The sequence below is a fragment of the Brevibacillus sp. JNUCC-41 genome, assembly GCF_014844095.1.
Lineage (GTDB): Bacteria > Bacillota > Bacilli > Bacillales > DSM-1321 > Peribacillus > Peribacillus aracenensis.
Map to the genome: position 1 here is coordinate 4,180,825 of NZ_CP062163.1, position 25,435 is coordinate 4,206,259.

Consider the following 25,435-nt stretch of genomic DNA (forward strand, 5'->3'; position numbering starts at 1 on the left):
GGATGTTTCATGCAAGTTGCAAAAGATAGCATAAATACAACTAAATCAATAGATTGCCGTCACTTTATTAACGGGGAATTCCTGAATCCAGATCAATCCAAGACTTTTGACAATATCAATCCCGCAACGGAAGAAATACTTGGATGGGTTGCAGAAGGAGGAAAAGAGGAGGTGAATCAGGCTGTTTCTGCAGCACGACATGCGCTTAAAGGTCCTTGGAAATCCTTTACCGATAATGAACGCTCTGTGGTTCTAAGGCGAATCGGCGATCTCATTTTGGAAAAGAAAGAAGAACTGACAATGTTGGAAACCCTTGACACAGGGAAACCATATAGCCTTGCACTGGAAATGGATATCAAGCGTTCGGCTCACAATTTCCACTTTTTTGCTGACTATATCACTACACTTGGTAATGAATCCTTCAATCAGAACAACATCGCACTTCATTATTCCATTAGGAGGCCCGTAGGAGTGGTAGGAATGATCAATCCTTGGAACTTACCTTTGCTATTGTTGACATGGAAATTGGCACCATGCCTGGCAGCTGGCAATACAGCTGTTTTGAAACCGGCTGAACTGACGCCGATGACAGCGACAAAGTTAATGGAGATTTGTAAGGAAGCGGGAGTTCCCGATGGAGTTGTCAACCTTGTGCATGGATATGGTGTAAATTCAGCTGGGGCTGCTCTAAGTGAGCATCCGGACGTCGATGCGATAACATTCACTGGAGAAACAAAAACGGGAACGGCGATTATGAAAGCTGCCGCGCCCACGTTGAAAAAAATCTCTTTTGAACTGGGCGGGAAAAATCCGAATATTGTATTTTCAGACTCGAATCTTGATGAAGTAATCGAAACGACATTGAAATCAAGCTTCATGAACCAAGGTGAAGTTTGTTTATGTGGATCAAGAATCTATGTTCAGCAAGGATTGTATGACGAATTCCTTGAAAAGATGGTCACGCGAACAAAAAAACTAAAAGTCGGGGATCCGTTTGATTCCGAAACGGAAGTAGGAGCTGTAATAGGAAAAGAACATTATAAAAAAGTGATGAGTTACATTGACCTGGCGAAAGAAGAAGGAGCGGAAATATTAACTGGAGGAAGAAGAGCCGGACAGTTTGAAAATGGCTTTTTCATCGAACCGACAATTATTGCCAGAGTTACGCGTGAATCCCGTTGTGTACGGGAAGAAATTTTTGGTCCTGTGGTAACGGTCATGCCTTTCGAAACGGAAGAAGAAGTACTGGAGCACGCAAATGATACTCATTACGGACTGGGTGCAACGATCTGGACCAATGATTTAAGGAGAGCGCATCGTGTCGCTTCTAAAATAGAGGCGGGCATTATCTGGGTGAATACCTGGTATTTGCGTGATTTGCGCACACCTTTTGGCGGTATGAAGCACAGTGGCATCGGCCGTGAAGGCGGGTCTCATAGTTTCGAATTTTACAGTGAACTGTCTAACGTCACGATTAAATTATAAAGAAGGGGGAAGCATCATGAACGTTAGTTTAACAGAATGGTCTGCCAGGTTTTTGAAAGCGGAAAAAACAGGAATAGGGATTTCGGCCCCCACCAGTGAAATTCCCGATTTGGATGTGGAGGATGCCTACCAAATTCAACTTGAAACCATTCGAAGGAAGACCCAGCTCGGTCTGGAAGTATCAGGTAAGAAAATAGGCTTGACTTCTAAGGCTATGCAGGAGGTTCTGGGAGTGAATGAACCAGATTACGGACATTTACTTGATGCAATGAATATGGAAAATAATGGCTGTATTTCGGGTCTGCGGTTGATCCAACCGAAAGTGGAGGCAGAGGTAGCTTTTATTTTAAAGAAAGATCTACATGGTCCCAATATTACGGTTAATGATGTAATCGATGCCACTGATTATGTGGTTGCTTCGATTGAAGTGGTTGATAGCCGGGTGATGGACTGGAAGATTAAACTTCCGGACACTGTGGCGGATAATGCATCATCGGGCCTATATATTCTGGGAGATCGCAAAATTCACTTGAGTGAAATCGACCTTCCTTCCATTCAAATGAGCCTTTATAAAAATGGCGAATTCATGAACCAGGGAACAGGTGAAGCGGTACTTGGAAATCCAGCAACGTGCGTAGCGTGGCTGGCAAATAAACTGCATGGGTTTAAAGGTTCATTGAAAGCGGGCGAAGTAATTTTGTCCGGTGCGTTATCCGCAGCAATCGAAGCGAAACCAGGTGACTGTTTTTCTGCTGACTTTGGAGAAAAACTTGGAAAGGTCTCGATTAATTTTGAGTGAAAGGAGCCCAGCGGCCTTGAAAAAACTAAAAGTAGGCATTATTGGATCAGGGAATATCGGCACGGACTTAATGATGAAAATTCATCGGTCGGATGTTCTCGAAATGTCGGTAATGATTGGTATTGACACGGAATCAGAGGGTTTGAAGAAGGCCAGGATGCACGGACATCATGTCATTGAAAAGGGCCTGGATGGTTTTTTGGAAAGGCCGGAGCTTGCAGACATTTTATTCGATGCCACATCTGCGAAGGCGCATGTTTTTCACTGCAAAGCCTTGAAAAAGATGAACAAGAAGCTGATAGACTTGACGCCTGCCGCAATCGGACCGTTTATCGTTCCTTCCGTGAACTTAAAAGAAAATTTGAATGAGGCGGTTGTTAACATGATTACATGCGGCGGTCAGGCGACAATCCCCATCGTTCATGCGATCAGTCAAGTGGCACAGGTCGAATATGCCGAAATAATAGCGACAATTTCCAGCAGGAGTGCCGGTCCCGGAACCCGTGCCAATATTGATGAATTCACCCAAACAACTGCAAGGGCCCTGGAACAGGTGGGTGGAGCGAAAAAAGGAAAAGCTATCATTCTGCTAAATCCGGCCGAACCGCCACTCATCATGAGGGATACCATTCATTGTCTGCTTCAATCGGATTCTTATGATGTGAAGGAAATAACAACGTCCATAAATAAGATGGCGGAAAAAGTATCTGAATATGTTCCAGGGTACCGCTTGAAGACCGAGGCGATATGTGATGGGAAACAAATAACGGTCTTTCTTGAAGTGAAAGGATTAGGGGACTTTCTTCCCGTATATGCCGGTAATTTAGATATAATGACGGCTTCAGCAGTAAAAGTAGGGGAAGAGATCGCTAAAAGCCAATTCGAACAATTTGTTTGAAAAAGGTAATCGGAACTGTAAAGGTGGGATTCATTTGCGTAAAGATGTATTGGTGACTGAAGTTGCATTGCGGGATGGGAGCCATGTAGTGGCACATCAATTCACCATCGATCAAGTAAAGAACATGACTGGGAAACTCAGTGCTGCAGGTGTCCCTTATATTGAAGTGTCGCATGGAGATGGCCTGGGAGGATCATCTTTGCAATATGGTTTTTCAAAAGTGAATGATATTGAATTGGTGGAAGCCGCTGTTGAAGCTGCAGGCCAATCCGTTATTTCAGTACTTTTAATCCCTGGTATAGGGACGATCGACCAATTAAGGGAAGCTGCTCAAGTTGGGGCGAAAATGGCGCGGGTTGCAACTCACGTAACGGAAGCGGATGTCTCAAAGCAACATTTGGAAGCTGCGAAACATCTCGGTATGGAAGCAATCGGGTTTTTAATGATGTCTCACATGGCATCACCGGAAAAACTTCTTGAACAAGCCCTTCTAATGGAATCCTATGGAGCGGATGCTGTGTATGTTGTTGATTCCGCAGGATCTTTTTTGCCCCAAGATGTGAAGACGCGGATCCGGTTATTAAGATCAAAGCTGAATATCGATATTGGTTTTCATGCTCACAATAACTTATCGCTGGCTGTGGCAAATTCGCTTATTGCAATTGAAGAAGGGGCGAATAGAATCGATGGCAGCATTCGCTGTCTCGGTGCAGGGGCTGGTAATACCCAGACAGAAGTGCTAGTTGCCGTTCTGGATAAGATGGGTATCCGTACCGAAATTGACTTATATAAAATGCTCGATCTTTCGGAGGAAGTTGGAAATACAATCATGCCCAAGCCCCAGGAAATAACAGACTCTAGTTTAATCATGGGTTATAGTGGCGTGTACTCCAGCTTTTTATTGCATGCAAATAAAGCGGCGAAAAAGTATGGAGTTGATGCCCGGGATATTTTGCTGGAGCTTGGTCGGCAAAAAGTGGTTGGCGGTCAGGAAGATACCATAATTGAAGTAGCTGAGCAAATGGCGTTTCAGAAAGAAGGGACTTTAAGATGAAACTAGTTCAACTAGCAAAACGGGTAGCCGAATCGCAAAAAAACGGACGTGAAATGGATAAGCTTACAATATCCAATCCTGATCTAACAGTAAATCAAGCATATGAAATTCAGAAGTTGAGCATAAATGAGACGATCACTGGTGATAACAGATTCATCGGGTGGAAGATGGGCTTGACGAGCAAAGCCAAACAACAGCAAGTAGGGGTAGAGGAAGCAATCTATGGCAGGTTGACATCTGCAATGGAACTAACTAAACCAGTATTAAAAGCTGGGGAACTCATTCATCCGAGAGTGGAACCTGAATTTGCTTTTTTGTTCAAGGATGAATTGAAAGGTGCAAATATAACGGCGAAAGATGTCTGGCCGGCTGTAGAATGTGTATTTCTTGCGCTAGAAGTTATTGACAGCCGTTATAAAAATTTTTCTTTTACACTGACCGATGTAGTAGCGGATAACGCATCCTCAGCCAAAATCCTGCTTAGCAATCAAGCATATTCTCCGTACCACACGGACTGGGCTCAAGCAGAAGTTACGCTTTATCAAAATGGTGAAATGCAAAAGAGGGGTCTTGGAGAAGCTGTACTCGATCATCCGATTCACTCGATTGTGGAACTTGTAAAAATGATTAGCCGTGAAGGACTTTCCATTCAAGCTGGAATGATTGTATTGGTAGGCGGAATTACAGATGCCGTTTCCATACAGGCAAACGATGAAATTATAGCAGATTACGGTGAACTAGGGAAACTGACCTTACATGTTATATCGTGAAATATGGCAAAGGGGAGGGAATTAATTGCGTGAAGTTAATGCTTCGGAAGTGGTAGGTAATAGTAGATTTGGCCGTTTTCACTTAATGGTCTTTATGTGGTGTTTGTTCGCAATTACCTTCGATGGATTTGATATAGCCATGTACGGAGTAGGTTTACCTTTGATGATGGAGGAATGGAACTTGACGCCCGTCGAAGCTGGCGGAATAGCAAGTTATTCTTTGTTCGGAATGATGGTGGGGGCCCTCATTTTTGCACCCCTGGCGGATAAACTAGGGAGGAAGAAAGTGCTTGCCATTTGCATATGTTTATTCAGTGTTTTTACATTACTTTCAAGTTTTTCCACGAATCCTGCCTTTTTCTCGGTTATACGATTCATAGCAGCCTTGGGAATGGGAGGATTAATGCCAAATGTCATCTCCTTAATGGCGGAATACTCACCCAAAAAGAATAAGGTGCTCATTGTAACCACTATGTACTGTGGTTATTCTATCGGAAGCATACTTGCTTCTTTAATTGGAATGTATGTGATGGAACAAATGAGTTGGAGGGTTTTATATTGGATAGGGGCTCTTCCCTTACTGGCACTGCCATTCTTCATGAAGCAATTTCCTGAATCGCTTTCCTATTATGTTATTCGAAAACAAGGAGCAAAGCTTGCTGGAATTCTGAATCGCATTGACCCTGAAGGCGACTATAAAGAGTCGGACGATTATGAGTTTGCCAAAGTCCAAGAAAGGGCAAAGGGCTTTCCAGTCAAGAAGCTCTTTGAAAAAAAGCGTACTCTTAGCACTTTTGCTTTTTGGGTAGCTGCCTTTAATTGTTTACTTATGGTATACGGACTCAATACATGGTTACCCAAAATCATGCAGCAGTCCGGATACGGCCTTTCCTCCAGTTTATCTTTCAATCTTATATCGGGAATAGGACAAATTGGCGGATCGATAATTGGAGGGTACTTGGTTGGGAAAATAGGCCATAGAAGAGTACTTGTATCACTCTGTGTAATAGGTACCGTCTGTTTTGTCATATTAGGATTGACCTCAAATGTAGTAGCATTATATATTCTGATCGCCTTTGGAGGCGCCTGTACAGTTGGCACGATGAATTTGGCCAATACGTATATATCCGAATATTATCCGCGTGAGATAAGGACCACCGGGATAGGTTGGGCATTGGCTTTTGGTAGAATTGGAGCGATTGTTGCCCCTACATTAATTGGATTATTGCTTGCTGCAAACTATTCGCCACAAAATGCATTTATGGCCTTCACAGTCCCGAGCATAATGGCTGCCCTGGCGTTACTCGTTGTGAAAGAGAGGTTTGGCAGCTATGATAAACCGCAGATCGAGGGAAATATAAAACTAAAAGCAACATCGAATGTATAATATTGTTTTTTAGTAGATGACCTAAATGTCAGCGGACAGTCATGCAACTGTTCCCTGACATTTAGGTCATTTTTTAGAAAATAAAAGAACTCACGAGTAAACCGGTTGAATTCACGAGTAAAACCGCCCAACTCACGAGTAAACCGGCTGAATTCACGAGTAAAACCGCCCAACTTACGAGTAAACCGGCTGAATTCACGAGTAAAACCGCCCAACTCACGAGTAAACCGGCTGAATTCATGAGTAAAACCGTCCAACTCACGCAACTCACTTGTAAAGCACCCAAATTCATGAATAAACCGGCTGAAATTACGGGTAAACCATTCAAATTCAGGAGTAAAACTACAAACGAACTCCCTTTTATAGTATTTGATTGGAAAGTTATGTATAGTTAGTATTATATTAAAATTGAATATTCTGAAAAGATAAGGAGCGATGTTATGAGTTTAACAATCACTGATTTGTCCATCGGCCAGGTTGCTAGTATACAACGTACATTTAATGAATCTGACGTAAAATTATGTAATGAATTAACAAAAGATTACAGTCCGATTTATCAAGTGAATAAAGAAGCATGGAAAAGTAATTTCAGCAAGCCGGTTGTACCTGGTTTGTTAACGGAAGGCCTTATCACTCAAGTGATCAGTGAAAAACTCCCGGGTAGTGCCTGTATACTTTTACAAAAGGAATTGGTCTTTTATCATCCAGTACATATAGGCGATATGATTTCAGCGGAACTGGAGGTCATTGATATTAATTTGAATAGAGAGTGGGTTACGCTAAAGGTGACTTGCTTTAATCAGGCAGGAATTGAAGTCATTAAGGGTCAAGTTGTAATTTTTGTTTTAAGTAATCAAGGTATTAGGTGATGTGAATGGAAAATGTTAAAAACGCAATAAGGAATTGGGGATCAATTGAAGTAGATGAAAATGGAAGAATTATAGGCGCCACTGCTGATTTTTATGAATATTTCATGATGATGCCGACTGATTTGATAGGAAAGTCCATTACGAGAGTCATTCACACTTCTTCCAACTTTTCTTTGAAAGGTCTGGCCCACAAACATGTGTTTTCTGGTGTGATCAGCGGACACTCTTGTTTTATAAGGGTATTTCGACGAGAAGCTGATACCATTTATACCATAATAATCCGCCAGGACGAACTGGAATACAGTGATCTAATGTATTTTGCCAACACTTTGGAGAAGAATAAAGCCAAGAAAAATTCCGTTGTTCAAAGTCGATATAGCTTCGAAGAGATTGTTGGAAAGAGTAAGGAGATAGAGAGGGTAAAAGAGCTGGCCGCCAGAATAGCTACTAGCAGTTCAACAGTACTGCTTACAGGGGAAACGGGAACGGGAAAGGAACTTTTTGCCCAAGCGATCCATAGTTTGAGTACAAGAAAGGCACAGCCTTTTGTGCCGGTAAATTGTGCCGCGATTCCAGATGAATTATTTGAATCGGAGATTTTTGGTTATGAAGCTGGCGCTTTTAGCGGGGCAAAAAAAGAAGGTAAGCCGGGAAAAATAGAATTAGCCCAAAATGGTACGTTGTTTTTAGATGAGATCTCTGAATTGCCCTATCAGGCTCAAGGAAAGCTATTACGAGTTTTACAGGAAAGGGAAGTGGAAAGACTAGGCGGGACAGGGACTAAAAATGTTGATATACGTATTATCGCGGCGACGAACAGGGATTTAAGAACCCTTATTCAAGAAGGGAAATTCCGCCAAGATTTATATTATCGACTTTATGTTTTTGAATTGAAAATTCCTTCTTTAAGGGAGCGGCACGAAGATATTCTTCCTCTGGCATATCATTTCATCGAGCATTTCAATAACAAGTTAGGGTCCAATGTGAAAGAAATTGATCCTAAACTCCAAGATTGGCTTATCCAATATGAATGGCCTGGTAACATCCGTGAAATCAAAGCGATAATCGAAAGAGGAATGAATATCGTAGATGGAGGGACTCTAACTCTGGATTCTTTATATTTTACACCTAATTTCATATTGGAGGTTCCCTCATGTATGGATAATTCTATGTCCGGTACGTTGGATGAAGTTGTAGGCAATGCTGAAAAATCCGCCATTCAGCGAGCATTGAAAGATTCGGAAGGGGATCGTTCTTTAGCAGCTCAAAAGCTGAAAATTCATGTTGCTAGTTTATATAGGAAAATTGCCAAATACAAATTGAAATAGCTGTATCATCCAATGAAATGTAATCAGGGTAACCATTAGGGCACACTTATAAAGTGTGTATTTTTTTTGAGGTTTCGCAAATTTGATTTGCAGAAATGAGAAAAATGCAAACATGCGAAAGGTTTTGGAAACTATAGCCAAAATTGTAGCGGATTCAAGTTGGCACACAACTTGCAATAATAGTTTGTCATGTAAGAGGTTTCATGTTTCGTAGAATGTTCTAAATATGGGTTCAGATAAATTAGTAATTAATCAAGGGGGTAATGATGTGCTGAATTTTTCTTTTACGGAAGAGCAAGATTATTTTCGTAAAATATTGAAAGAATTTGCGAAGGAAGAGTTGCTTCCACATTATACAAAATGGGATCGCGAAGAGATTACTCCAAAACACTTGTGGAAAAAGCTGGGTGATCTTGGCGTGAATGGCCTTCGGATTCCAGTGGAATATGGCGGAAGCGGTGCGGATTGTGTGACAACGGGGATAGCTGCTGAGGAGATAGGTCGTGGTGATTTCAACCTTACTTACGCGGTGATGTTGAATGCATTAATCGGTGAAATTATCAATAATCACGCTAGCGAGGAACTGAAAAAGGAGTGGCTTCCCCAAATTTCAAGCGGTGAAAAAATTGTTGGCATTGCCATTACGGAGCCTTCCGCCGGTACGGATGCGGGCGGAATTAAAACAACAGCTGTACATAAAGGAAATAAGTATGTGCTTAATGGAGAAAAGTCTGGAATAAGTGTTGCTATGTGTGGAGATGCATTTGTTTTATTTGCAAAGACGGAACCTGAATGGGGAAATCGTGGGATAAGTGCTTTCATGGTACCTGCCGATATTCCGGGTGTTGAATGTAGAGGGTACACGGACATGGGGAATATCCCCATTGGAAGAGGTTCGATATATTTAACAGATGTCGAGATTCCGGAAGAGTATATGATCGGTCTTCAAAATAAAGGGTTTTCCCAAGTGATGAATGGGTTTGATTTAAGTCGGCTGTTAATAGGCCTTCAATGTGTGGGCACCGCTTCACAAAGTATTGATGAAACCATCGAATATGTGAAAATCAGGCATTCATTTGGTAAACCGTTGGCGACATATCAAGGGGTCTCCTTCCCCATTGTGACCCACCATACCCAATTAGAACTGGTGAAGTGGCAAGCTTACCGAGGCCTTTGGCTTCGTGACCAAGGGCTGAATCATAGTAAAGAATCGGCTTCCGTTAAGTGGTTAGGTCCTAAATATAGTGTAGAAGCTATCCATGAATGTTTACTGCTGAATGGTCATTATGCTTATACGAAGGAAATGCCTCTTGAGCAACGCTTGCGTGATGTGATTGGGTTGGAAATTGGTGATGGCACTGCTCAAGCCAATATGATGGTCATTGCAAAGGACATTATAGGAAAGGAGTTCCGTTCTCATTAATCCAATGGATTGGTATTTTTGCATTCTGCTGAAACGGAAACTATTACGAAGAAACTGAAATTATTCACAGTCGTATTGGGTACCGATTAAGTTCGTAATTAACAGTGAAATGATGGGATACAAGGCAAATCACTAAGATAATGAAGGGAATGAAAACGATGGAATTAACAGATATAATCTATGAAAAAAATGGTGGGATTGCAAAGATAACAATGAACAGACCTAAAGTTTATAACGCTTTTCGTGCCAGAACCATTCAGGAATTAATTTGGGCTTTCCGGGACGCTTGGGATGATAATCGTGTTGGTATCGTGATTCTGACGGGAGCAGGTGAGAAGGCATTTTGTGTAGGTGGAGATCAAAAAGAAAAGGGAGAGGAAGGAGGATATAATCATTCAGGTGGTTTAGGGGGCGGAATGGGACTGGAAATCGAAACGCTGCACCAAACGATCCGAAACATTCCTAAGCCGGTCATTGCAGCGGTTAATGGGTTTGCCATCGGAGGCGGGCATGTCCTGCATGTCATTTGTGACCTAACCATTGCATCTGACACGGCAAAATTTGGCCAGAGTGGGCCAAAGGTCGGTAGTTATGATGCAGGTTTTGGTTCAGCTTATCTAGCACGAATTGTCGGAGAAAAGAAAGCAAGGGAAATCTGGTATTTATGTGAACAATACTCTGCACAAGAAGCAAAAGAAATGGGACTTGTGAACAAAATCGTTGCTTCGGAACAATTGCAAGAGGCAGCAGAGGAATGGGCAAGAAAGATCCTTGATAAGAGTCCTACTGCGCTAAAAATGCTCAAATATTCCTTTAATGCAGATAGTGCCAACATTCAAGGGATTTCTCAACTATCGATGGGCAGTTTGGCAATGTTTTACAATACAAAAGAATCGGAAGAAGGAAAAAACGCCTTCCTAGAAAAGAGGCCTGTAGATTTTAAAAAATTCAGAGGTTGATGAGGGGGATGAAAACTGGTGAAATTGGAGACGATTTTGACTCAGGAATATGTGGGGGAATTTAAAGGCGTTTGGCCAAATCGTACCATCTTGGATTATTTGAATGATGCTATAGTAAAGCATCCAGATAAGGTGGCGATTATCGATAAAAAAAGTAGTTTTACTTACAAGCAGCTTGGTAAGTTGGTCGATCGGATCGCTTTGGGTCTCTTGCATATAGGATTGGGTAAGGGGGATGTTGTCTCTTTTCAACTGCCTAACTGGAATGAATTTATAATCTTGCATTATGCTGTTACAAGAATCGGTGCCATTAGCAATCCATTGATACCAATTTATCGAGATAGGGAAATTGGCTATATGGTTGGGATGGCAGAATCTAAAATGATTGTTGTACCAGAGTATTTCCGTGGGTTTTATTACCCTGACATGATTGAAAGACTAAGTCATCAATGGCCATCAATGAAACATATATACGTGATGGGTGACAGTGCGCCGAATGGGATGAAACTGTTCTCCTCTTTATTTGAGGAACCTTGGGAAGACCGGATGGATTCAGCTATTTTGGATGAAATCACACTTGACCCCAATGATGTGACTGAAATTATCTTTACCTCGGGAACCACAGGAAGTCCAAAAGGAGTTATGCATACCCATAATACTCTTTGTATATCAACGAATTATTGGATTGACCGCTTACATTTAACATCCGATGATGTTCTTTTCATGGCGTCAACGTTCGCCCATCAAACAGGTTTTGGTTATGGAGTTAGGCTCCCTACACATATTGGAGGTACGGGAGTCTATCAAGACATTTGGAATCCGAGAGAGTTTATTGAATGGGTAGAGAGGGAAAAGATAACGTTTACGGCCGGAGCTACTCCTTATCTGCAAGATACGGTCCAAATGGAGGGGATAGAAAGGTATGACCTTAATTCGCTACGAGTCTTCGTAGCTTTAGGTGCCCCGATTCCCAGGCATTTAGTAAAGGAAGCCATGGAAAAAGTCCCGTTCAAGATATTGTCAGGGTGGGGTCAAACGGAAGATGGCTTGGTAACCTTGACGAGACTTGAAGATCCAGAAGAAAAACTGACGAATACCGACGGAATTCCGTTTCCGGGAATGGAACTAAAGGTCGTAGATTTTGAAGGGGAGGTGTGTGCCCCGAATATAGAAGGCTCTTTATTAGTAAGGGGTCCGGCTCTTTTTGTCGGCTATTTTAAACGGATCGATGATACTTTAGCTGAATTTAGTGACGGATGGTTCATTACCGGTGATCGAGCATTCATTGATGAAGAAGGATATATTCGAATTTCTGGAAGAAACAAAGACATTATCATACGTGGCGGTGAAAATATTCCAGTCGCTTATGTAGAAAATGTATTGTATGAACACCCGGATATTTCTAGCGCTCAGGTTATTGCAGTTCCAGATTTCCGACTTCAGGAAAAAGCATGTGCATGTATCAGCATGAAAACGGGGAAGAGCCCGATCACGATGGATTCTATGCAGGAATTTCTCTCGCAAAAGGGTTTGGCCAAACAATATTGGCCTGAATTTCTTGAAATTATGGACGACTTTCCTCGTACGGCAAGCGGGAAAATCCAGAAATTCCGGCTCCGGGAAATGATAAATGAAAAGTTAGTCGACAAGATATAAGCAGTTTAAATAAAACCATATTGACTAAATGGTGAAAGTGGAGGGAAATATATGAATAAAAGAATCGCATTTATTACCGGTGCCGGAAGCGGAATTGGCAGAGAGATTGCAAAAAAATTGGCTTCTCGCAATTTTAACATCATCGTGGCTGATATAAATCATAAAAATGCTGAGGAAACGGTTTCTTTAATCGAAAATTCGGGTTTTGGAGCCAGAGCGGTCCATTGTGATGTAACGAAATTAGAAAGTGTTAAAAAAGCCGTTGAAGAAACAGTGAATCATTATCATAAAATAGATATATTGGTTAATAACGCAGGCTGGGATAAGGTGGAACCTTTTTTAAAAAGTGATCCTAGCACTTGGAAAAGGATTATCGATATTAATTTACTTGGCCAGATCCATACTTGCAAGGAAATTTTACCGCTCATGATTGAAAATGGTTACGGAAAGGTAGTAAATATTGCATCTGATGCAGCTAGAGTAGGATCAAGTGGAGAGGCAGTTTATTCGGCTGCTAAGGGAGGGGTGATTGCCTTCACAAAAACGATAGCAAGAGAAATGGCACGTCACAAACTCAACATCAATTGTATTGCGCCAGGTCCTGCAGATACGCCCCTATTTCAAGAAATAGGCTCATATAATGAAGGTATAGCAGGTGCCTTGGAAAAAGCGATTCCATTTCGCCGGCTAGCTCAACCAGAGGACATTGCCAGTGCTGTTGCCTATTTCGTTTCGGAAGATGCAGGGTATATTACGGGTCAAACTCTTTCCGTAAATGGTGGATTAACAATGGTTTAAAAATCAATATAGTTGGGTGGTTATGCAAGATTGAAAGGCTAGTAAACTTAAAGCATTAGGTTGAAAACTTTTTCTAATATGTTTGACAATTGGGTTTATCGTGTTAATATAAAGGCAAATGGAAATTAAATATACAATTTGTACCACTAGGGGTGCTTTAATGGTAAAAGTTTATTTTACCGCAGAAGCTGAGATTAAAGTATGACTTTAAGACCCTTAGAACCTGATCTGGTTTATACCAGCGTAGGGAAGTGGGGTCTGGAACGATACGATTCTGTATTTTTTCAAGCACAACCACTTTCTTTACGTTTAAGAAAGTGGTTTTTTGTTTGCAAAAAAAGGGGTGATAAAAGGCTTTTTCTGTAAGATTCATTGAAAAATACAATTTGGAGGTAAGGGACATGAAGTTTTCAGAGGAAATCCGTCGGGAAGTTGATCACATTTGGGAAGCTAGTTTTAATCACCCGTTTGTTGCAGGAATAGGAGATGGCACATTGCCATTGGAATGTTTTCGTTTTTATGTCATGCAAGATGCCTATTATTTATCTCATTTTGCCAGGGTTCAAGCTTTAGGGGCAGTCAAAGCTACAGATTTACATACAACAAGCAGGCTTGCCGGCCATGCACAAGGAACATATGAAGCGGAGTTGAAACTTCATGAGAATTTTTCTGAGAGATTAGGCATCACAAAAGAAGAAAGGGAAAATTTCAAACCCGCCCCGACTGCTTATGCTTATACTTCCCATATGTATCGTGCAGCTTATTCGGGACATTTAGGTGATGTTATTGCAGCCATCTTGCCGTGTTACTGGCTGTATTATGAAATAGGTGAAAAGCTGCAAGGTTGCATACCCGAAGAGCCGATTTATCAAGAATGGATAGCGGCGTACGGAGGAGAGTGGTTCCGCACTTTGGTGGAAGAACAAATTGCGAGGCTGGATGAGATTGCTGAAAAAGTAACGGACGAAGATAAGGAGAGAATGAAAGAGCACTTTATCCTGAGCAGCCAATATGAATACTCATTTTGGGAAATGGCTTATCGTTTAGAGAGATGGCCTGTGCACCAGGAAACACTGGAAGTATAAAGGAGAATGAAATAATGAAAAAAGGATTGAAATTAACGGATATATTAGTCACGATCGTGATTTCGGTAGCATTTGGAATCGTTTATATCCTTTGGGGTTCGATTTACTATTCCGTTAAACCATTAGGATTACATCTGGATCAACTTATTTATGGAATGTGGTTTATAGCTGGCCCCGCCGCCTTTTTAATTTTACGGAAACCGGGTGTGGCACTTTTGGCAGAGATTGCTGCAGCTTCCGGGGAATTCTTTCTAGGTTCTCCTTGGGGGCTGACCGTACTGTTATATGGGGTGGTCCAAGGCTTGTTCGCGGAACTGGTGTTCATGGCGTTCAAATATAAAAAATTCAATATGTCGGTGGCCGTTTTAGCTGCGGTAGCTTCCTGCCTTGCATCCGTACTAATGGATTTTGCATATGGGGAAATTGGTGCGCTTTCCACTTGGAATCTATCTTTATTCATGATAGCGAGGTTTGTGGGTTCCATTTTCTTTGCAGGTGTGACTGCCTATTATCTAGTTAAAGTCCTGGAAGCGACAGGAGTAACTAATCTTGTTCGTCCGGTTTCAAATAAAGATTATGCAGAACTGGATCAAAATTAGGTTGGGTGCCATGGAACCAATCATTTCTGTAGAGAAGTTAAGAATGAAATATCCCGGTGATGAATCTTTGATTTTCAAGGACCTATCCTTATCGTTTGATAAAGGAGAAAAGGTACTATTGTTGGGACCATCAGGATGTGGTAAGTCCACTCTTTTGCAAGTGTTAAGCGGATTGATTCCGAATTCCATCGAAGTCCCGATGAAAGTTGAAGAAATGAAAGGCCCTTCTTCATGGGGGTATGTTTTTCAAGACCCTGATAGTCAGTTTTGCATGCCATTTGCCGATGAGGAAATCGCCTTCGTCCTTGAGAATCTTTCCGTCCCTAAAGATGAAATGAAAGGGAAAATCCAAAATCATCTCCGTAAAGTAGGATTGAACCTAGGCCATACAAGTATAGAAACATTGTCAGGCGGGATGAAACAGCGTCTGGCAATCGCTTCAGTATTGGCCCTTGAACCAGAAGTGATATTTTTGGATGAACCAACCGCCATGCTTGATCCGGAAGGAACAAAGGAAATCTGGGACTTGTTGAAGGAAGTTGGTCGAGACAAAACGGTTATAATCGTCGAGCATAAAATTGACCATGTTTTAGAATTCATCGATCGAATCGTGCTTTTTAATGATGACGGTCAAATCATGGCCGATGGTCCAAGAGACTCCATTCTTTCACGATATAAATATGAAATGAAAGAATATGGAATATGGTTTCCAGGTGTTTGGGATGAATATGTAAATGAGCATGAACCCATTCGTGAACACCAATTTACAGATGGTTCACTCCTTATGCATGTGCAAGGATTTAGCGGTTTTCGGAATAAAGAGGAAAAAATCAAGATTAAAGAGCTGAAGGTTCATTCAGGGGAATGGATTGTAATCAGGGGAGAAAATGGCGCGGGAAAGAGCACTCTTTTGCATGCACTGATGCAGTTCATAAAAACGGATGGTAAGTATGAATTAATGGGGACCCCCATTAAAAGAGTGAAAAGCCCAACGGAGGATATGACGTTTGTCTTTCAAAATCCTGAGTTTCAGTTCGTTGCAAATACTGTATATGAAGAGATTGCCTATTCATTGCGGTTTGACAAACGGCCTCAACAAGAAATAGATGAGAGGGTCCGCACATTGCTTAAAGTGTTCGGCCTTATGGCACATCGGGATAAACATCCGTTTCAATTATCAATGGGTCAAAAGCGCCGCCTAAGCGTAGCTGCTTCAATCGTAATAGATAAAAAAATCATTCTCCTTGATGAGCCGACCTTTGGCCAAGATTCGAAAAATACCTTTGCATTACTGGAATGGTTTGAGGAATATCGAAGGCGCGGAATAACAGTGGTCATGGTAACTCATGACGATCATATTTCAAAAAACTTTGCAACCAGGATCTGGACGGTTAAGGACGGAAACGTAATAAGTGATGAAAACATCGCGCAGGCCGGATTTTTGGAGACTGAAGTTTTATCACTTTAAAAGGAGTGTCATGTAGATGAATGTTTCAAATACAGAAACATGGCTCCATAGAATTAATCCAAGCCTTAAACTTGGTGTACTGATCGTGTTATGCATCGTGGCGTTATTCATTCATGACCTGAATTATATGATGAATATCACCATTGGCGTATTACTTTTATTTTTGTTTTTTACCGGGCATTCGATAAAACGAATCTTACTTTTATCGATTCCCTTTTGTTTCATTTTTATATCCACCTCTTCCGCAATGATATTATTCGGGCAAGGGAAGACGCTCTGGTTTGAGTGGGGCCTAATATCGATAACGGAAGAAAGTTTCATGAGGGGAATACTTGTGGGCTTTCGAGCTTTGTTCTTTGCGGCCCTTGGTTTAACGTTTTCCTTAACGACAAGGCCAGTGAACTTGTTTTATTCGTTAATGCAGCAAGTGAAGCTTAAACCGAAGTATGCCTATAGTTTCATGGCGGCATTAAGGCTGATTCCCATCATGATGGAGGAGTTCCAAACGATACGAAACGCGATGAAGGTACGCGGTTTCGAAAGGGGAAAAGGGCTAAGATCGGTATATTTTAAGATGAAAGCCTATTCCATCCCGTTGTTATCCGGAAGCATAAGACGTGCTCACCGAATCGCGGTTGCGATGGAGGCAAAGCGATTTACAGACACTCGGGATCGAACATACTATTATGAATTTGGGTTTTCAAAAAAGGATCATGGTTTCATTTTGTATTTTATCATCCTGCTGTTGGCCGGCTTTTATCTATCGATTCAATTCCCGTTAGTATCTATTTGATTTTATGAGATTGTAATTTTACTAGTTAGGGGTTCTTAGTATGAATGCACATGAATTGCATATTATTTCTACTGGGAAACAGCCAATTGAAAAGTTTGTCGAGATCGCTTCAAACATTCAGGAACATGTTGATTTCTTTTATCTAAGGGAAAAGCAAATGAGTGCATCGGAACTCTATCGAGCAGTGACCCTATTACATGATAATAAGATTCCGCTTTCTAAGATCGTCATTAATGACCGGATGGATGTAGCCTGGGTACACAAAGTATTTGGTGTGCAATTGGCTTTTCATAGTTTAGATGCGGGAGTCGTAAAAGGAGCTTTTCCAGGGATGAATATTGGCTGTTCGATCCATTCCATGGATGAAGCGAAAGCCGCATTCAGCAAAGGAGCCAATTACGCGATTTATGGACATGTTTTTGAAACGGATTCAAAAATCGGACTTCCTCCTAAGGGAGTTAAGGAGCTTCATGCAATCACAAGAAATGTCAATATTCCGATAATTGCGATAGGCGGGATAACACCTTTCAATTGCCAAGTCGTGCTGGATGCGGGGGCGCGCGGAATTGCCGTCATGTCAGGTGTGCTTGAAGCCGAAAACCCGGTTAGAGCCGTTAAAGAATATTCGAAGTCTTTGGGAAAGGAGACATTAGATGAATTCCATATATGATGCAATCATTGTCGGGGGAGGAGTAATAGGTGGATCCATTGCTTTTCAATTAGCCAAACGAGGCAAAAAGGTCCTTTTATTGGAAAAAGATAGACTCGCCAGTAAAGCATCCAGTGCTGCAGCCGGGATGTTAGGGGCACAATCCGAGTTGGATGCTGATAACCCGCTTTTTACATTGGCAAGCCGAAGCAGAGGGATGTTTCCTGCACTGGCGGAAGAATTAAAAGACATAAGTGGAATAGACATCGAATTAGTGAACAAGGGCATGTTTAAGGTGGCGCTAACGAACGATCAGGTAGCAGAGTTGAAGAACATGATCAGAGTCCAGCAAGATGCGGGACTTGAGGCTGAATGGCTATCGACTGCCGAAATGAGGAAAACGGAACCGCTTCTATCGGATGAGATTAAGGGGGCCATGTTCATTCCGAAGGATGGACAAGTTTCTGCCACTAGGCTTTCGCTCGCATTTACTGAATCTGCAGCTGCCCTTGGTGTAGACATAAAGGAATTCGTTCATGTCTCCGATTTAGTTACGGAAAACGGATGTGTGACGGGAGTGGTCACGAACATAGGTGGATTTTCAAGTGAAAATGTCATCGTGGCAGGTGGGGCTTGGAGTGCTTTCCTCCTTGAAAAATCAGGGATGGGACTCAATAGTTATCCAGTAAAGGGTGAGTGCTTTTCCGTCCGGACCGATCGTCCATTGCTTGAAAAGACAATCTTCTCACATGGCTGTTATCTTGTACCCAAAGTTGGCGGAAGGATCATTGTCGGGGCAACGGTTAAAGCGAACACTTTCGATCAAAAGGTAAGTCTTGACGGGATTTCTACGTTAATAGAAAAGGCAGCGCAATTGCTTCCGGCGATTAAAGGAACCGAATTGGAAAAGACATGGGCAGGTATACGGCCCCAAACTGGGGACGGCTTGCCGTACTTTGGTGAACATCCTGCATGCAAAGGACTTTTCATTGCAACGGGGCACTACAGGAATGGCATCCTGCTTTCTCCAATTACAGGTGTACTTATAGCTGATCTTTTAGAAAGGAAGACAAATGCCGAATGGTCCGCTTTTCGATTGGATCGTTCGGTACAGACTCTTTTTTCTTAATGGAGGTGGATGAATTGGAATTGATTATTAACGGGGAAAAAATAAAGATTCCTGCTGATGAATCAACAGTTACAGGGCTTTTGCAACACTTTGATTTACATCAAAAAGTGGTGATCGTTGAATTGAATGATGAAATATTAGCAAAAGAAAGTCTAAGTGAAACACTTTTGTCAAATGGAGACAAGGTAGAGATTGTACATTTTGTAGGAGGCGGATGATATGTTAAAGATAGGTTCTTATGAATTTTCTTCAAGATTGTTATTAGGTACAGGAAAGTATCCAAACTTTGATGTTCAAAAGCAATCAGTGGAGGTTTCGGAGACGGAAATATTAACATTTGCGGTCCGGAGAATGAATATCTTTGAAGCAAGTCAGCCCAATTTTTTAGAAAAGCTTGATTTGAAAAAATACACACTCCTTCCCAATACAGCAGGAGCTAAAACTGCCAAAGAGGCAGTGCGCATAGCACATCTTGCAAAGGCATCTGGCTTATGTGACATGATTAAGGTAGAAGTCATAGGCTGTCAAAAAACATTGCTGCCTGATCCGATTGAAACCTTAAAAGCTGCTGAAGAATTAGTGAAACTGGGATTCACCGTATTACCCTATACTTCTGATGACGTGTTGCTCGCTAAGCGCCTGGAAGAAGTGGGGTGCCATGCAATTATGCCTGGCGCTTCACCAATTGGCTCTGGTCAAGGCATTATAAACCCACTGAACTTACGATTCATTATGGAACAATCTGAGGTTCCTGTAATTGTCGATGCAGGGATTGGAACGCCCTCCGATGCAGCAATCGCCATGGAATTAGGGGCGGATGGCGTATTGCTTAACACTGCTGTTTCCGGCGCAAAAGACCCTGTCAAAATGGCGAAAGCAATGAAACTTGCCATTGAGGCAGGTCGATTAGGGTATGAAGCAGGAAGAATCGCAAAAAATGATTACGCGATAGCAAGCAGCCCAATTGAAGGATTGAGCATTGGATGAATGAACGTTATTCACGACAAGAACTTTTTGGCCCCATAGGGGAAGAAGGGCAATTGAAAATTCTCAAAAAACATGTTTTGGTGATTGGAGCGGGTGCTCTCGGTACGGGAAGTGCAGAAGGTCTTGTACGAGCAGGGATTGGGAAACTCACCATTGTGGACAGAGATTATGTAGAGTGGAGCAACCTTCAAAGACAACAGCTTTATTGTGAAGATGATGCTAAAAAAAGGATACCGAAAGCAGTGGCAGCAAAGAATCGTTTGAAGGCGCTAAATTCGGACGTTATCGTAAAATCGCATGTGGCGGATGTCTCGGTAGATGAATTGGCGAAGCTTGTTGAAGGCGTGGATCTAATATTGGATGCCACAGATAATTTCGATACCAGGATGCTTATAAACGATACTGCGCAAAAATATAATATACCTTGGATTTACGGTGCCTGTGTAGGGAGTTATGGGATAAGTTACACGATAATCCCAGAGGCGACACCATGTTTGAATTGTTTGCTGGAAACGGTTCCAATTGGAGGACTGACATGTGATACGGCGGGGATCATCAGCCCTGCTGTTCAAACGGTCGTTGCCCATCAACTGGCGGAAGCATTGAAAATCCTTGTGGAAGATTTTGGATCACTAAGAAACAAAATCGTTTCATTTGATCTTTGGAAAAATGAATATTCATCCATAAATGTAGCGCAATTAAAAAAAGATTCTTGTTTGTCATGCGGGTCAAATCGAACGTACCCCCATCTCTCCTATTCAAATCGAACGAAAACAGCCGTTTTATGCGGAAGGGATTCTGTCCAGATTCGGCCGGCGATGAATCTTGAAAGAGACTTAGCGGAAATCGAAAAAAATCTTCTCGCACAAGGTGGTAAGATCGTCAGGAATCCTTATTTACTTTCATTTACGATCGGAACCCATCGGTTGGTCATTTTTAAAGATGGGCGGGCGTTGATTCATGGAACAAAAGATATTTCCGAAGCAAAAACGTTATATCATCGTTATATTGGCTGAACTGTAATCATGGAATGACAAAGACTTAAAACGCTAAAATCAGTGGCCCATATAATAGGAAGAAATCGAAAATTCCTTTTATGATTTATGTGCTTCACAAACGTAAAACGAAAGCGGTGTCTGCCTTTTCCGGGCGGCACCGCTTTTTTTTGGAACGATTATTTAAGCAGCCTACATATCATGACTGCTATTATGCTTCTGACGGGAGTGCTGTCTGTTTTTCACCTTATGAGAACCGCTTAACGGTGCAGGTTGACCTGGGTTATTTCCTTTAGGTGCATTTTTTCGAATATCTTTACCATCGTTTTTGTTCATGTGCGATCCCTCCTATCTCTTAAGATAATCAGTCCGTGAAATTTTATTCACATACATATATTTGCAAACCTCGTACATGCTATGGATGGACACTAATTAAGGAGCTGAACCAAATGCAGGATAAACAAGATAAGCGAAGGACTTTCCAGGAAGCCCAGCAAAGTTATCAACAAGTATTTGATGTATACTCATCCATTGAGAAGAGCGCACCGAATTACGGAACGGAATTGAAACATGTGAAACAGGAAGTGAACGAGGCCTATCAGCAAATACAATCCGCTTTAGTCACCGCTTCCGAACACCAGAAAGAACAATTAAAAAAATTCGAACAGGATATTCAGGCAATCGTCAATGAGGTCAATTCAGAGGAATATTGAGTGGCAGGTTCCATCATTGTGAGTATTTCGCGTTTCACTTATGCATTTCCTGATTTTAGAATGGAATAGGCTTTTTGAAAAAAGCAGTACATCTGCCATTGCAAAAAGCCTATCCTATTTAAAGCCTAGAAATGAGGGAAATCATTGGTTTTTCTTTCTTTTTTTATTATTTTGCCTTTGCATTTCCGATAATGGCGGTTCATTTCCCAGTTCATCATTGTATCCTGCTCCATTGCCTTGCGCTTTTGCTGCATTCATACCTGGAATAACATGATTTGCCTTTTGTTTTGTCATTTCGACACCTCCACCCATAGAATGCGATAATGTTGAATGATTATGTATGAAGTGCTAATATGTTTTGCTGGAATAATTTATCAGGCTACAAATTGGGGTATTTTCAATAAAATGCATATGGGTAAGGCTTCCAAAATGCACTTTAATATGTGGGGAATTTTTTTCTATAAGAGAAACTTATCAAAAACAATAACTTTCTTGTTATTTACTTATACTCATTTCTATATTAGTATTAAGTTGAAGGAAGAGTTAGGGTGGGAGAAGAGAGAGAAAATTCGACAAACTAACTTTTTTACTTATATTTATAGTAAACATGGTTTCAGTGAACCAGGTTTTACTTTTATGTGCAGAATAAGTTCTGACAGTTTAATAGGGGGTAATATTCATGACGAAAAATGACGTATACCAAGCGCGTAAGTCCTTTGAGATTGATGGGCAACGCTACAACTACTACAGCTTAGACGCTATTGAAAAAGCAGGGGACGGCAAAGTATCACGCCTTCCATATTCCATTAAAGTATTACTTGAAGCGGTACTTCGCCAAGTGGACGGAAGAGTAATCACAAAAGAACACGTTGCGAACCTTGCTAAATGGGGAACAAGCGAGCAACAAGATATAGATGTTCCGTTCAAGCCATCACGTGTAATCCTACAAGATTTCACTGGTGTTCCAGTTGTTGTTGACTTAGCTTCTTTACGTAATGCTTTCGCAGCACTTGGTGGGGACCCTGACAAAATCAACCCGGAAATCCCGGTTGACCTTGTAATTGACCACTCTGTACAAGTTGATAAAGCAGGTACAATGGATTCCCTTGATGCCAATATGGATCTTGAATTCGAACGTAATGCAGAGCGTTACCAGTTCCTAAGCTGGGCTCAAAAATCATTCAACAACTATCGTGCAGTTCCACCTGCAACTGGTATCGTTCACCAAGTTAACCTAGAGTACCTTGCAAACGTGGTTCATGCTGTTGAAACTCCAAACGGCGACTTCGAAGTATTCCCTGATTCTGTTTTCGGTACAGATTCACATACTACAATGATCAACGGTATTGGTGTTCTTGGTTGGGGTGTCGGCGGTATCGAAGCAGAAGCAGGCATGCTTGGACAGCCATCTTACTTCCCAGTTCCAAAAGTGGTTGGTGTTAAACTGACTGGCGAACTTCCTAAAGGTACAACGGCTACTGACCTTGCATTGAAAGTAACACAAGTTCTTCGTGCACACGGCGTAGTTGGTAAATTCGTTGAGTTCTACGGCCCAGGAGTAGGATACCTTCCACTTGCTGACCGTGCAACAATCGCTAACATGGCTCCAGAATACGGTGCTACAGTTGGTTTCTTCCCTGTTGATGCAGAAGCGATCGATTACATGCGCTTAACAGGCCGTGATGAAAAACAAATTAAAGTGGTTGAATCATATTGCAAAGAAAATGGATTGTTCTACTCTCCTGAAAACGAAGATCCAGCATACAATGATGTTGTGGAAATCGACCTTTCAGCAATTGAACCAAACCTTTCAGGCCCTAAACGCCCGCAAGATTTGATTCCACTTTCTCAAATGAAAAAATCTTTCCATGACGCTATCAATGCACCTATGGGCAACCAAGGTTTCGGCATGGACAATTCTGAATTGGATAAAGAAGTAACTGTTAAATTTGCCGATGGTAAAGAAACGGTGATGAAAACAGGTGCGATTGCAATTGCTGCAATCACAAGCTGTACGAACACTTCTAACCCATATGTAATGCTTGGAGCGGGTCTTATTGCTAAAAAAGCAGTTGAAAAAGGCCTAACTGTTCCAGATTATGTAAAAACATCATTGGCACCAGGTTCTAAAGTTGTTACTGGTTACCTTCGTGATGCTGGTCTTCAACCATACCTTGACCAATTAGGATTCAACGTAGTTGGTTACGGTTGTACTACATGTATCGGTAACTCAGGTCCATTGGCTGACGAAATCGAAGCAGCTGTTGCTGAAGCAGATCTTCTGGTAACATCAGTACTTTCAGGTAACCGTAACTTTGAAGGACGTATTCACCCACTTGTGAAAGCAAACTATCTTGCTTCTCCTACTTTGGTTGTTGCTTACGCTCTTGCTGGAACTGTGGACTTTGATCTAAACAACGATTCACTTGGTAAAGACAAAGATGGTAACGATGTATACCTTGCTGACATCTGGCCATCACAAGAAGAAGTTAACGCTGCTGTTAAAGCAACAGTTACACCTGAGTTATTCCGTAAAGAATACGAAACGGTATTCAACGATAACAAACGTTGGAACGAAATCCAAACTAGCAACGAAGCGATTTATGCTTTCGATTCTAAATCAACATACATTCAAAATCCTCCATTCTTTGAAGGATTATCACCAGAACCTGGTTCAGTTAACCCACTTTCCGGTTTGCGTGTAGTTGGTAAATTCGGTGACTCAGTTACAACTGACCACATTTCTCCTGCAGGTGCAATCGGTAAAGATACACCAGCTGGTATCTACCTTCGTGAAAACGGTGTGAAACCGCGTGACTTTAACTCTTACGGTTCTCGTCGTGGTAACCATGAAGCGATGATGCGCGGAACGTTCGCTAACATCCGTATCCGTAACCAAGTTGCTCCAGGTACAGAAGGTGGATTCACAACTTACTGGCCAACAGGCGATGTAATGGCTATCTATGATGCTTGTATGAAATATAAAGCTGATGGAACAGGTCTTGCAGTCATCGCTGGTAAAGACTATGGTATGGGAAGCTCTCGTGACTGGGCTGCGAAAGGTACTAACCTTCTTGGCATCAAAACAGTCATCGCTGAAAGCTTTGAACGTATTCACCGTTCTAACCTTGCATTGATGGGTGTTCTTCCTCTTCAATTCAAAGAAGGCGAAAACGCTGAAACGCTTGGATTGACTGGTAAAGAAGCGATTGCAGTTAAAATCGACGAAACAGTTAAACCTCGTGATATCGTAACAGTTACAGCTACTGATGAAGCTGGAAACGTAAAAGAATTTGATGTGCTTGTTCGTTTCGATTCCGAAATCGAAATCGACTACTACCGTCACGGTGGTATCCTTCAAATGGTATTACGTAATAAATTAAAAGGCTAATTTCAGCTTTTAGAAGGCGGTAAACCTACTTGTCAGGTTTACCGCTTTTTTTGTGTCAAGTTTTTGAAACAAAGCGATATCATGATATGATTTGAAGGAATTACACTTTTCCGGATGTCCTTTTATTGTTAAGATGGAATAGGAAAGTTGTTCTATTTCTGGAAATGGAATAATATTTTTATTGTAATGGGACTAGGAGG

General features: G+C 41.7%; 26 protein-coding genes and 1 riboswitch. Of the genes, 23 read left to right on the forward strand and 3 right to left on the reverse strand.

Translation table 11 applies throughout. The features are described from left to right. Window positions 1-9: 9 nt before the first annotated feature. Genes JNUCC41_RS20310 through JNUCC41_RS20335 form a run of 6 tightly spaced genes read left to right on the forward strand, consistent with a single transcriptional unit; the run spans window position 10 to window position 6,393 of the window. The gene (locus JNUCC41_RS20310) at window positions 10-1,485 is read left to right on the forward strand and encodes an aldehyde dehydrogenase (RefSeq protein WP_192204549.1); all 1,476 of its coding nucleotides are present in this window, start codon (window positions 10-12) and stop codon (window positions 1,483-1,485) included. A 16-nt stretch (window positions 1,486-1,501) separates the two neighbouring features. Continuing rightward, entirely contained in the window at window positions 1,502-2,284 is a 783-nt protein-coding gene (locus JNUCC41_RS20315) for a 2-keto-4-pentenoate hydratase (RefSeq protein WP_192204550.1), read from the forward strand. Window positions 2,285-2,300: 16 nt separating this feature from the next. Next, window positions 2,301-3,182 carry an acetaldehyde dehydrogenase (acetylating) gene (locus tag JNUCC41_RS20320; RefSeq protein ID WP_192204551.1) on the forward strand — a complete coding sequence of 294 codons (882 nt, stop codon included), beginning with the start codon at window positions 2,301-2,303 and terminating at the stop codon, window positions 3,180-3,182. 34 nt (window positions 3,183-3,216) lie between these two features. Next, window positions 3,217-4,236 (forward strand): 4-hydroxy-2-oxovalerate aldolase, encoded by a 1,020-nt coding sequence (gene dmpG / locus JNUCC41_RS20325; RefSeq protein WP_192204552.1) that lies wholly within the window; start codon window positions 3,217-3,219, stop codon window positions 4,234-4,236. After that, window positions 4,233-5,006 carry a 2-keto-4-pentenoate hydratase gene (locus JNUCC41_RS20330; protein ID WP_192204553.1) on the forward strand — a complete coding sequence of 258 codons (774 nt, stop codon included), beginning with the start codon at window positions 4,233-4,235 and terminating at the stop codon, window positions 5,004-5,006. The genes dmpG and JNUCC41_RS20330 overlap by 4 nt, the downstream gene beginning before the upstream one ends. A 25-nt stretch (window positions 5,007-5,031) precedes the next feature. Further along, window positions 5,032-6,393 carry an MFS transporter gene (locus tag JNUCC41_RS20335; RefSeq protein ID WP_228467393.1) on the forward strand — a complete coding sequence of 454 codons (1,362 nt, stop codon included), beginning with the start codon at window positions 5,032-5,034 and terminating at the stop codon, window positions 6,391-6,393. On the opposite strand, the gene JNUCC41_RS20340 is transcribed toward JNUCC41_RS20335, so the two are convergent. Beyond that, complete coding sequence (locus JNUCC41_RS20340) at window positions 6,336-6,650, reverse strand: hypothetical protein (protein ID WP_192204554.1); 315 nt, start codon at window positions 6,648-6,650, stop codon at window positions 6,336-6,338. The genes JNUCC41_RS20335 and JNUCC41_RS20340 overlap by 58 nt on opposite strands. 183 nt (window positions 6,651-6,833) lie before the next feature. Between JNUCC41_RS20340 and JNUCC41_RS20345 the strand changes: the two genes are divergently transcribed. The 15 genes from JNUCC41_RS20345 (at window position 6,834) to JNUCC41_RS20415 (ending at window position 21,152) form a co-directional block, all read left to right on the forward strand. Next, a complete protein-coding gene (locus tag JNUCC41_RS20345; protein ID WP_192204555.1) occupies window positions 6,834-7,262 on the forward strand; it encodes a MaoC/PaaZ C-terminal domain-containing protein in 429 nt (142 codons plus the stop codon). 5 nt (window positions 7,263-7,267) lie between these two features. Continuing rightward, the gene (locus tag JNUCC41_RS20350; protein ID WP_192204556.1) at window positions 7,268-8,590 is read left to right on the forward strand and encodes a sigma-54 interaction domain-containing protein; all 1,323 of its coding nucleotides are present in this window, start codon (window positions 7,268-7,270) and stop codon (window positions 8,588-8,590) included. Between the two features lie 268 nt (window positions 8,591-8,858). Then, window positions 8,859-10,013, forward strand: a complete 1,155-nt coding sequence (locus JNUCC41_RS20355) for an acyl-CoA dehydrogenase family protein (RefSeq protein WP_228467394.1) — start codon at window positions 8,859-8,861, stop codon at window positions 10,011-10,013. 158 nt (window positions 10,014-10,171) lie between these two features. After that, a complete protein-coding gene (gene menB / locus JNUCC41_RS20360) occupies window positions 10,172-10,972 on the forward strand; it encodes a 1,4-dihydroxy-2-naphthoyl-CoA synthase (protein WP_192204557.1) in 801 nt (266 codons plus the stop codon). A gap of 18 nt (window positions 10,973-10,990) precedes the next feature. Next, on the forward strand, window positions 10,991-12,628 hold the full coding sequence (locus JNUCC41_RS20365; RefSeq protein WP_192204558.1) for an AMP-binding protein: 1,638 nt from the start codon (window positions 10,991-10,993) through the stop codon (window positions 12,626-12,628). Between the two features lie 51 nt (window positions 12,629-12,679). Further along, window positions 12,680-13,426: an SDR family NAD(P)-dependent oxidoreductase gene (locus JNUCC41_RS20370; RefSeq protein WP_192204559.1), complete on the forward strand. Its 747-nt coding sequence runs from the start codon at window positions 12,680-12,682 to the stop codon at window positions 13,424-13,426. Between the two features lie 138 nt (window positions 13,427-13,564). Further along, window positions 13,565-13,693: riboswitch (TPP riboswitch) on the forward strand. A 134-nt stretch (window positions 13,694-13,827) separates the two neighbouring features. Continuing rightward, a complete protein-coding gene (tenA, locus tag JNUCC41_RS20375) occupies window positions 13,828-14,511 on the forward strand; it encodes a thiaminase II (protein ID WP_192204560.1) in 684 nt (227 codons plus the stop codon). A 14-nt stretch (window positions 14,512-14,525) separates the two neighbouring features. Next, on the forward strand, window positions 14,526-15,110 hold the full coding sequence (locus tag JNUCC41_RS20380; protein ID WP_192204561.1) for an ECF transporter S component: 585 nt from the start codon (window positions 14,526-14,528) through the stop codon (window positions 15,108-15,110). Between the two features lie 10 nt (window positions 15,111-15,120). Then, window positions 15,121-16,578 carry an ABC transporter ATP-binding protein gene (locus JNUCC41_RS20385; protein ID WP_192204562.1) on the forward strand — a complete coding sequence of 486 codons (1,458 nt, stop codon included), beginning with the start codon at window positions 15,121-15,123 and terminating at the stop codon, window positions 16,576-16,578. Window positions 16,579-16,594: 16 nt separating this feature from the next. Further along, a complete protein-coding gene (locus tag JNUCC41_RS20390) occupies window positions 16,595-17,371 on the forward strand; it encodes an energy-coupling factor transporter transmembrane component T family protein (protein WP_192204563.1) in 777 nt (258 codons plus the stop codon). A gap of 40 nt (window positions 17,372-17,411) precedes the next feature. Then, complete coding sequence (locus tag JNUCC41_RS20395; RefSeq protein ID WP_192204564.1) at window positions 17,412-18,041, forward strand: thiamine phosphate synthase; 630 nt, start codon at window positions 17,412-17,414, stop codon at window positions 18,039-18,041. Then, the gene (gene thiO / locus JNUCC41_RS20400) at window positions 18,025-19,149 is read left to right on the forward strand and encodes a glycine oxidase ThiO (RefSeq protein WP_192204565.1); all 1,125 of its coding nucleotides are present in this window, start codon (window positions 18,025-18,027) and stop codon (window positions 19,147-19,149) included. Before JNUCC41_RS20395 ends, thiO begins: the two co-directional genes overlap by 17 nt. Window positions 19,150-19,163: 14 nt before the next feature. Further along, on the forward strand, window positions 19,164-19,367 hold the full coding sequence (thiS, locus tag JNUCC41_RS20405; protein ID WP_192204566.1) for a sulfur carrier protein ThiS: 204 nt from the start codon (window positions 19,164-19,166) through the stop codon (window positions 19,365-19,367). A 1-nt stretch (window position 19,368) separates the two neighbouring features. Then, window positions 19,369-20,136 carry a thiazole synthase gene (locus JNUCC41_RS20410; RefSeq protein WP_192204567.1) on the forward strand — a complete coding sequence of 256 codons (768 nt, stop codon included), beginning with the start codon at window positions 19,369-19,371 and terminating at the stop codon, window positions 20,134-20,136. Next, window positions 20,133-21,152 carry a thiazole biosynthesis adenylyltransferase ThiF gene (locus JNUCC41_RS20415; protein WP_192204568.1) on the forward strand — a complete coding sequence of 340 codons (1,020 nt, stop codon included), beginning with the start codon at window positions 20,133-20,135 and terminating at the stop codon, window positions 21,150-21,152. Before JNUCC41_RS20410 ends, JNUCC41_RS20415 begins: the two co-directional genes overlap by 4 nt. A gap of 171 nt (window positions 21,153-21,323) precedes the next feature. On the opposite strand, the gene JNUCC41_RS20420 is transcribed toward JNUCC41_RS20415, so the two are convergent. After that, complete coding sequence (locus tag JNUCC41_RS20420; RefSeq protein ID WP_083450736.1) at window positions 21,324-21,467, reverse strand: small acid-soluble spore protein P; 144 nt, start codon at window positions 21,465-21,467, stop codon at window positions 21,324-21,326. Between the two features lie 113 nt (window positions 21,468-21,580). On the opposite strand from JNUCC41_RS20420, the gene JNUCC41_RS20425 reads away from it, so the two are divergent. Further along, on the forward strand, window positions 21,581-21,844 hold the full coding sequence (locus JNUCC41_RS20425; RefSeq protein ID WP_192204569.1) for a hypothetical protein: 264 nt from the start codon (window positions 21,581-21,583) through the stop codon (window positions 21,842-21,844). 141 nt (window positions 21,845-21,985) lie between these two features. Here JNUCC41_RS20425 and sspO read toward each other — a convergent pair whose 3' ends face one another. Beyond that, window positions 21,986-22,138 (reverse strand): small acid-soluble spore protein SspO, encoded by a 153-nt coding sequence (gene sspO, locus JNUCC41_RS20430; protein WP_034312428.1) that lies wholly within the window; start codon window positions 22,136-22,138, stop codon window positions 21,986-21,988. A gap of 385 nt (window positions 22,139-22,523) precedes the next feature. Here sspO and acnA point away from each other — a divergent pair, with 385 nt between their 5' ends. Next, the gene (gene acnA, locus JNUCC41_RS20435; RefSeq protein WP_192204570.1) at window positions 22,524-25,235 is read left to right on the forward strand and encodes an aconitate hydratase AcnA; all 2,712 of its coding nucleotides are present in this window, start codon (window positions 22,524-22,526) and stop codon (window positions 25,233-25,235) included. Window positions 25,236-25,435 lie beyond the last annotated feature (200 nt).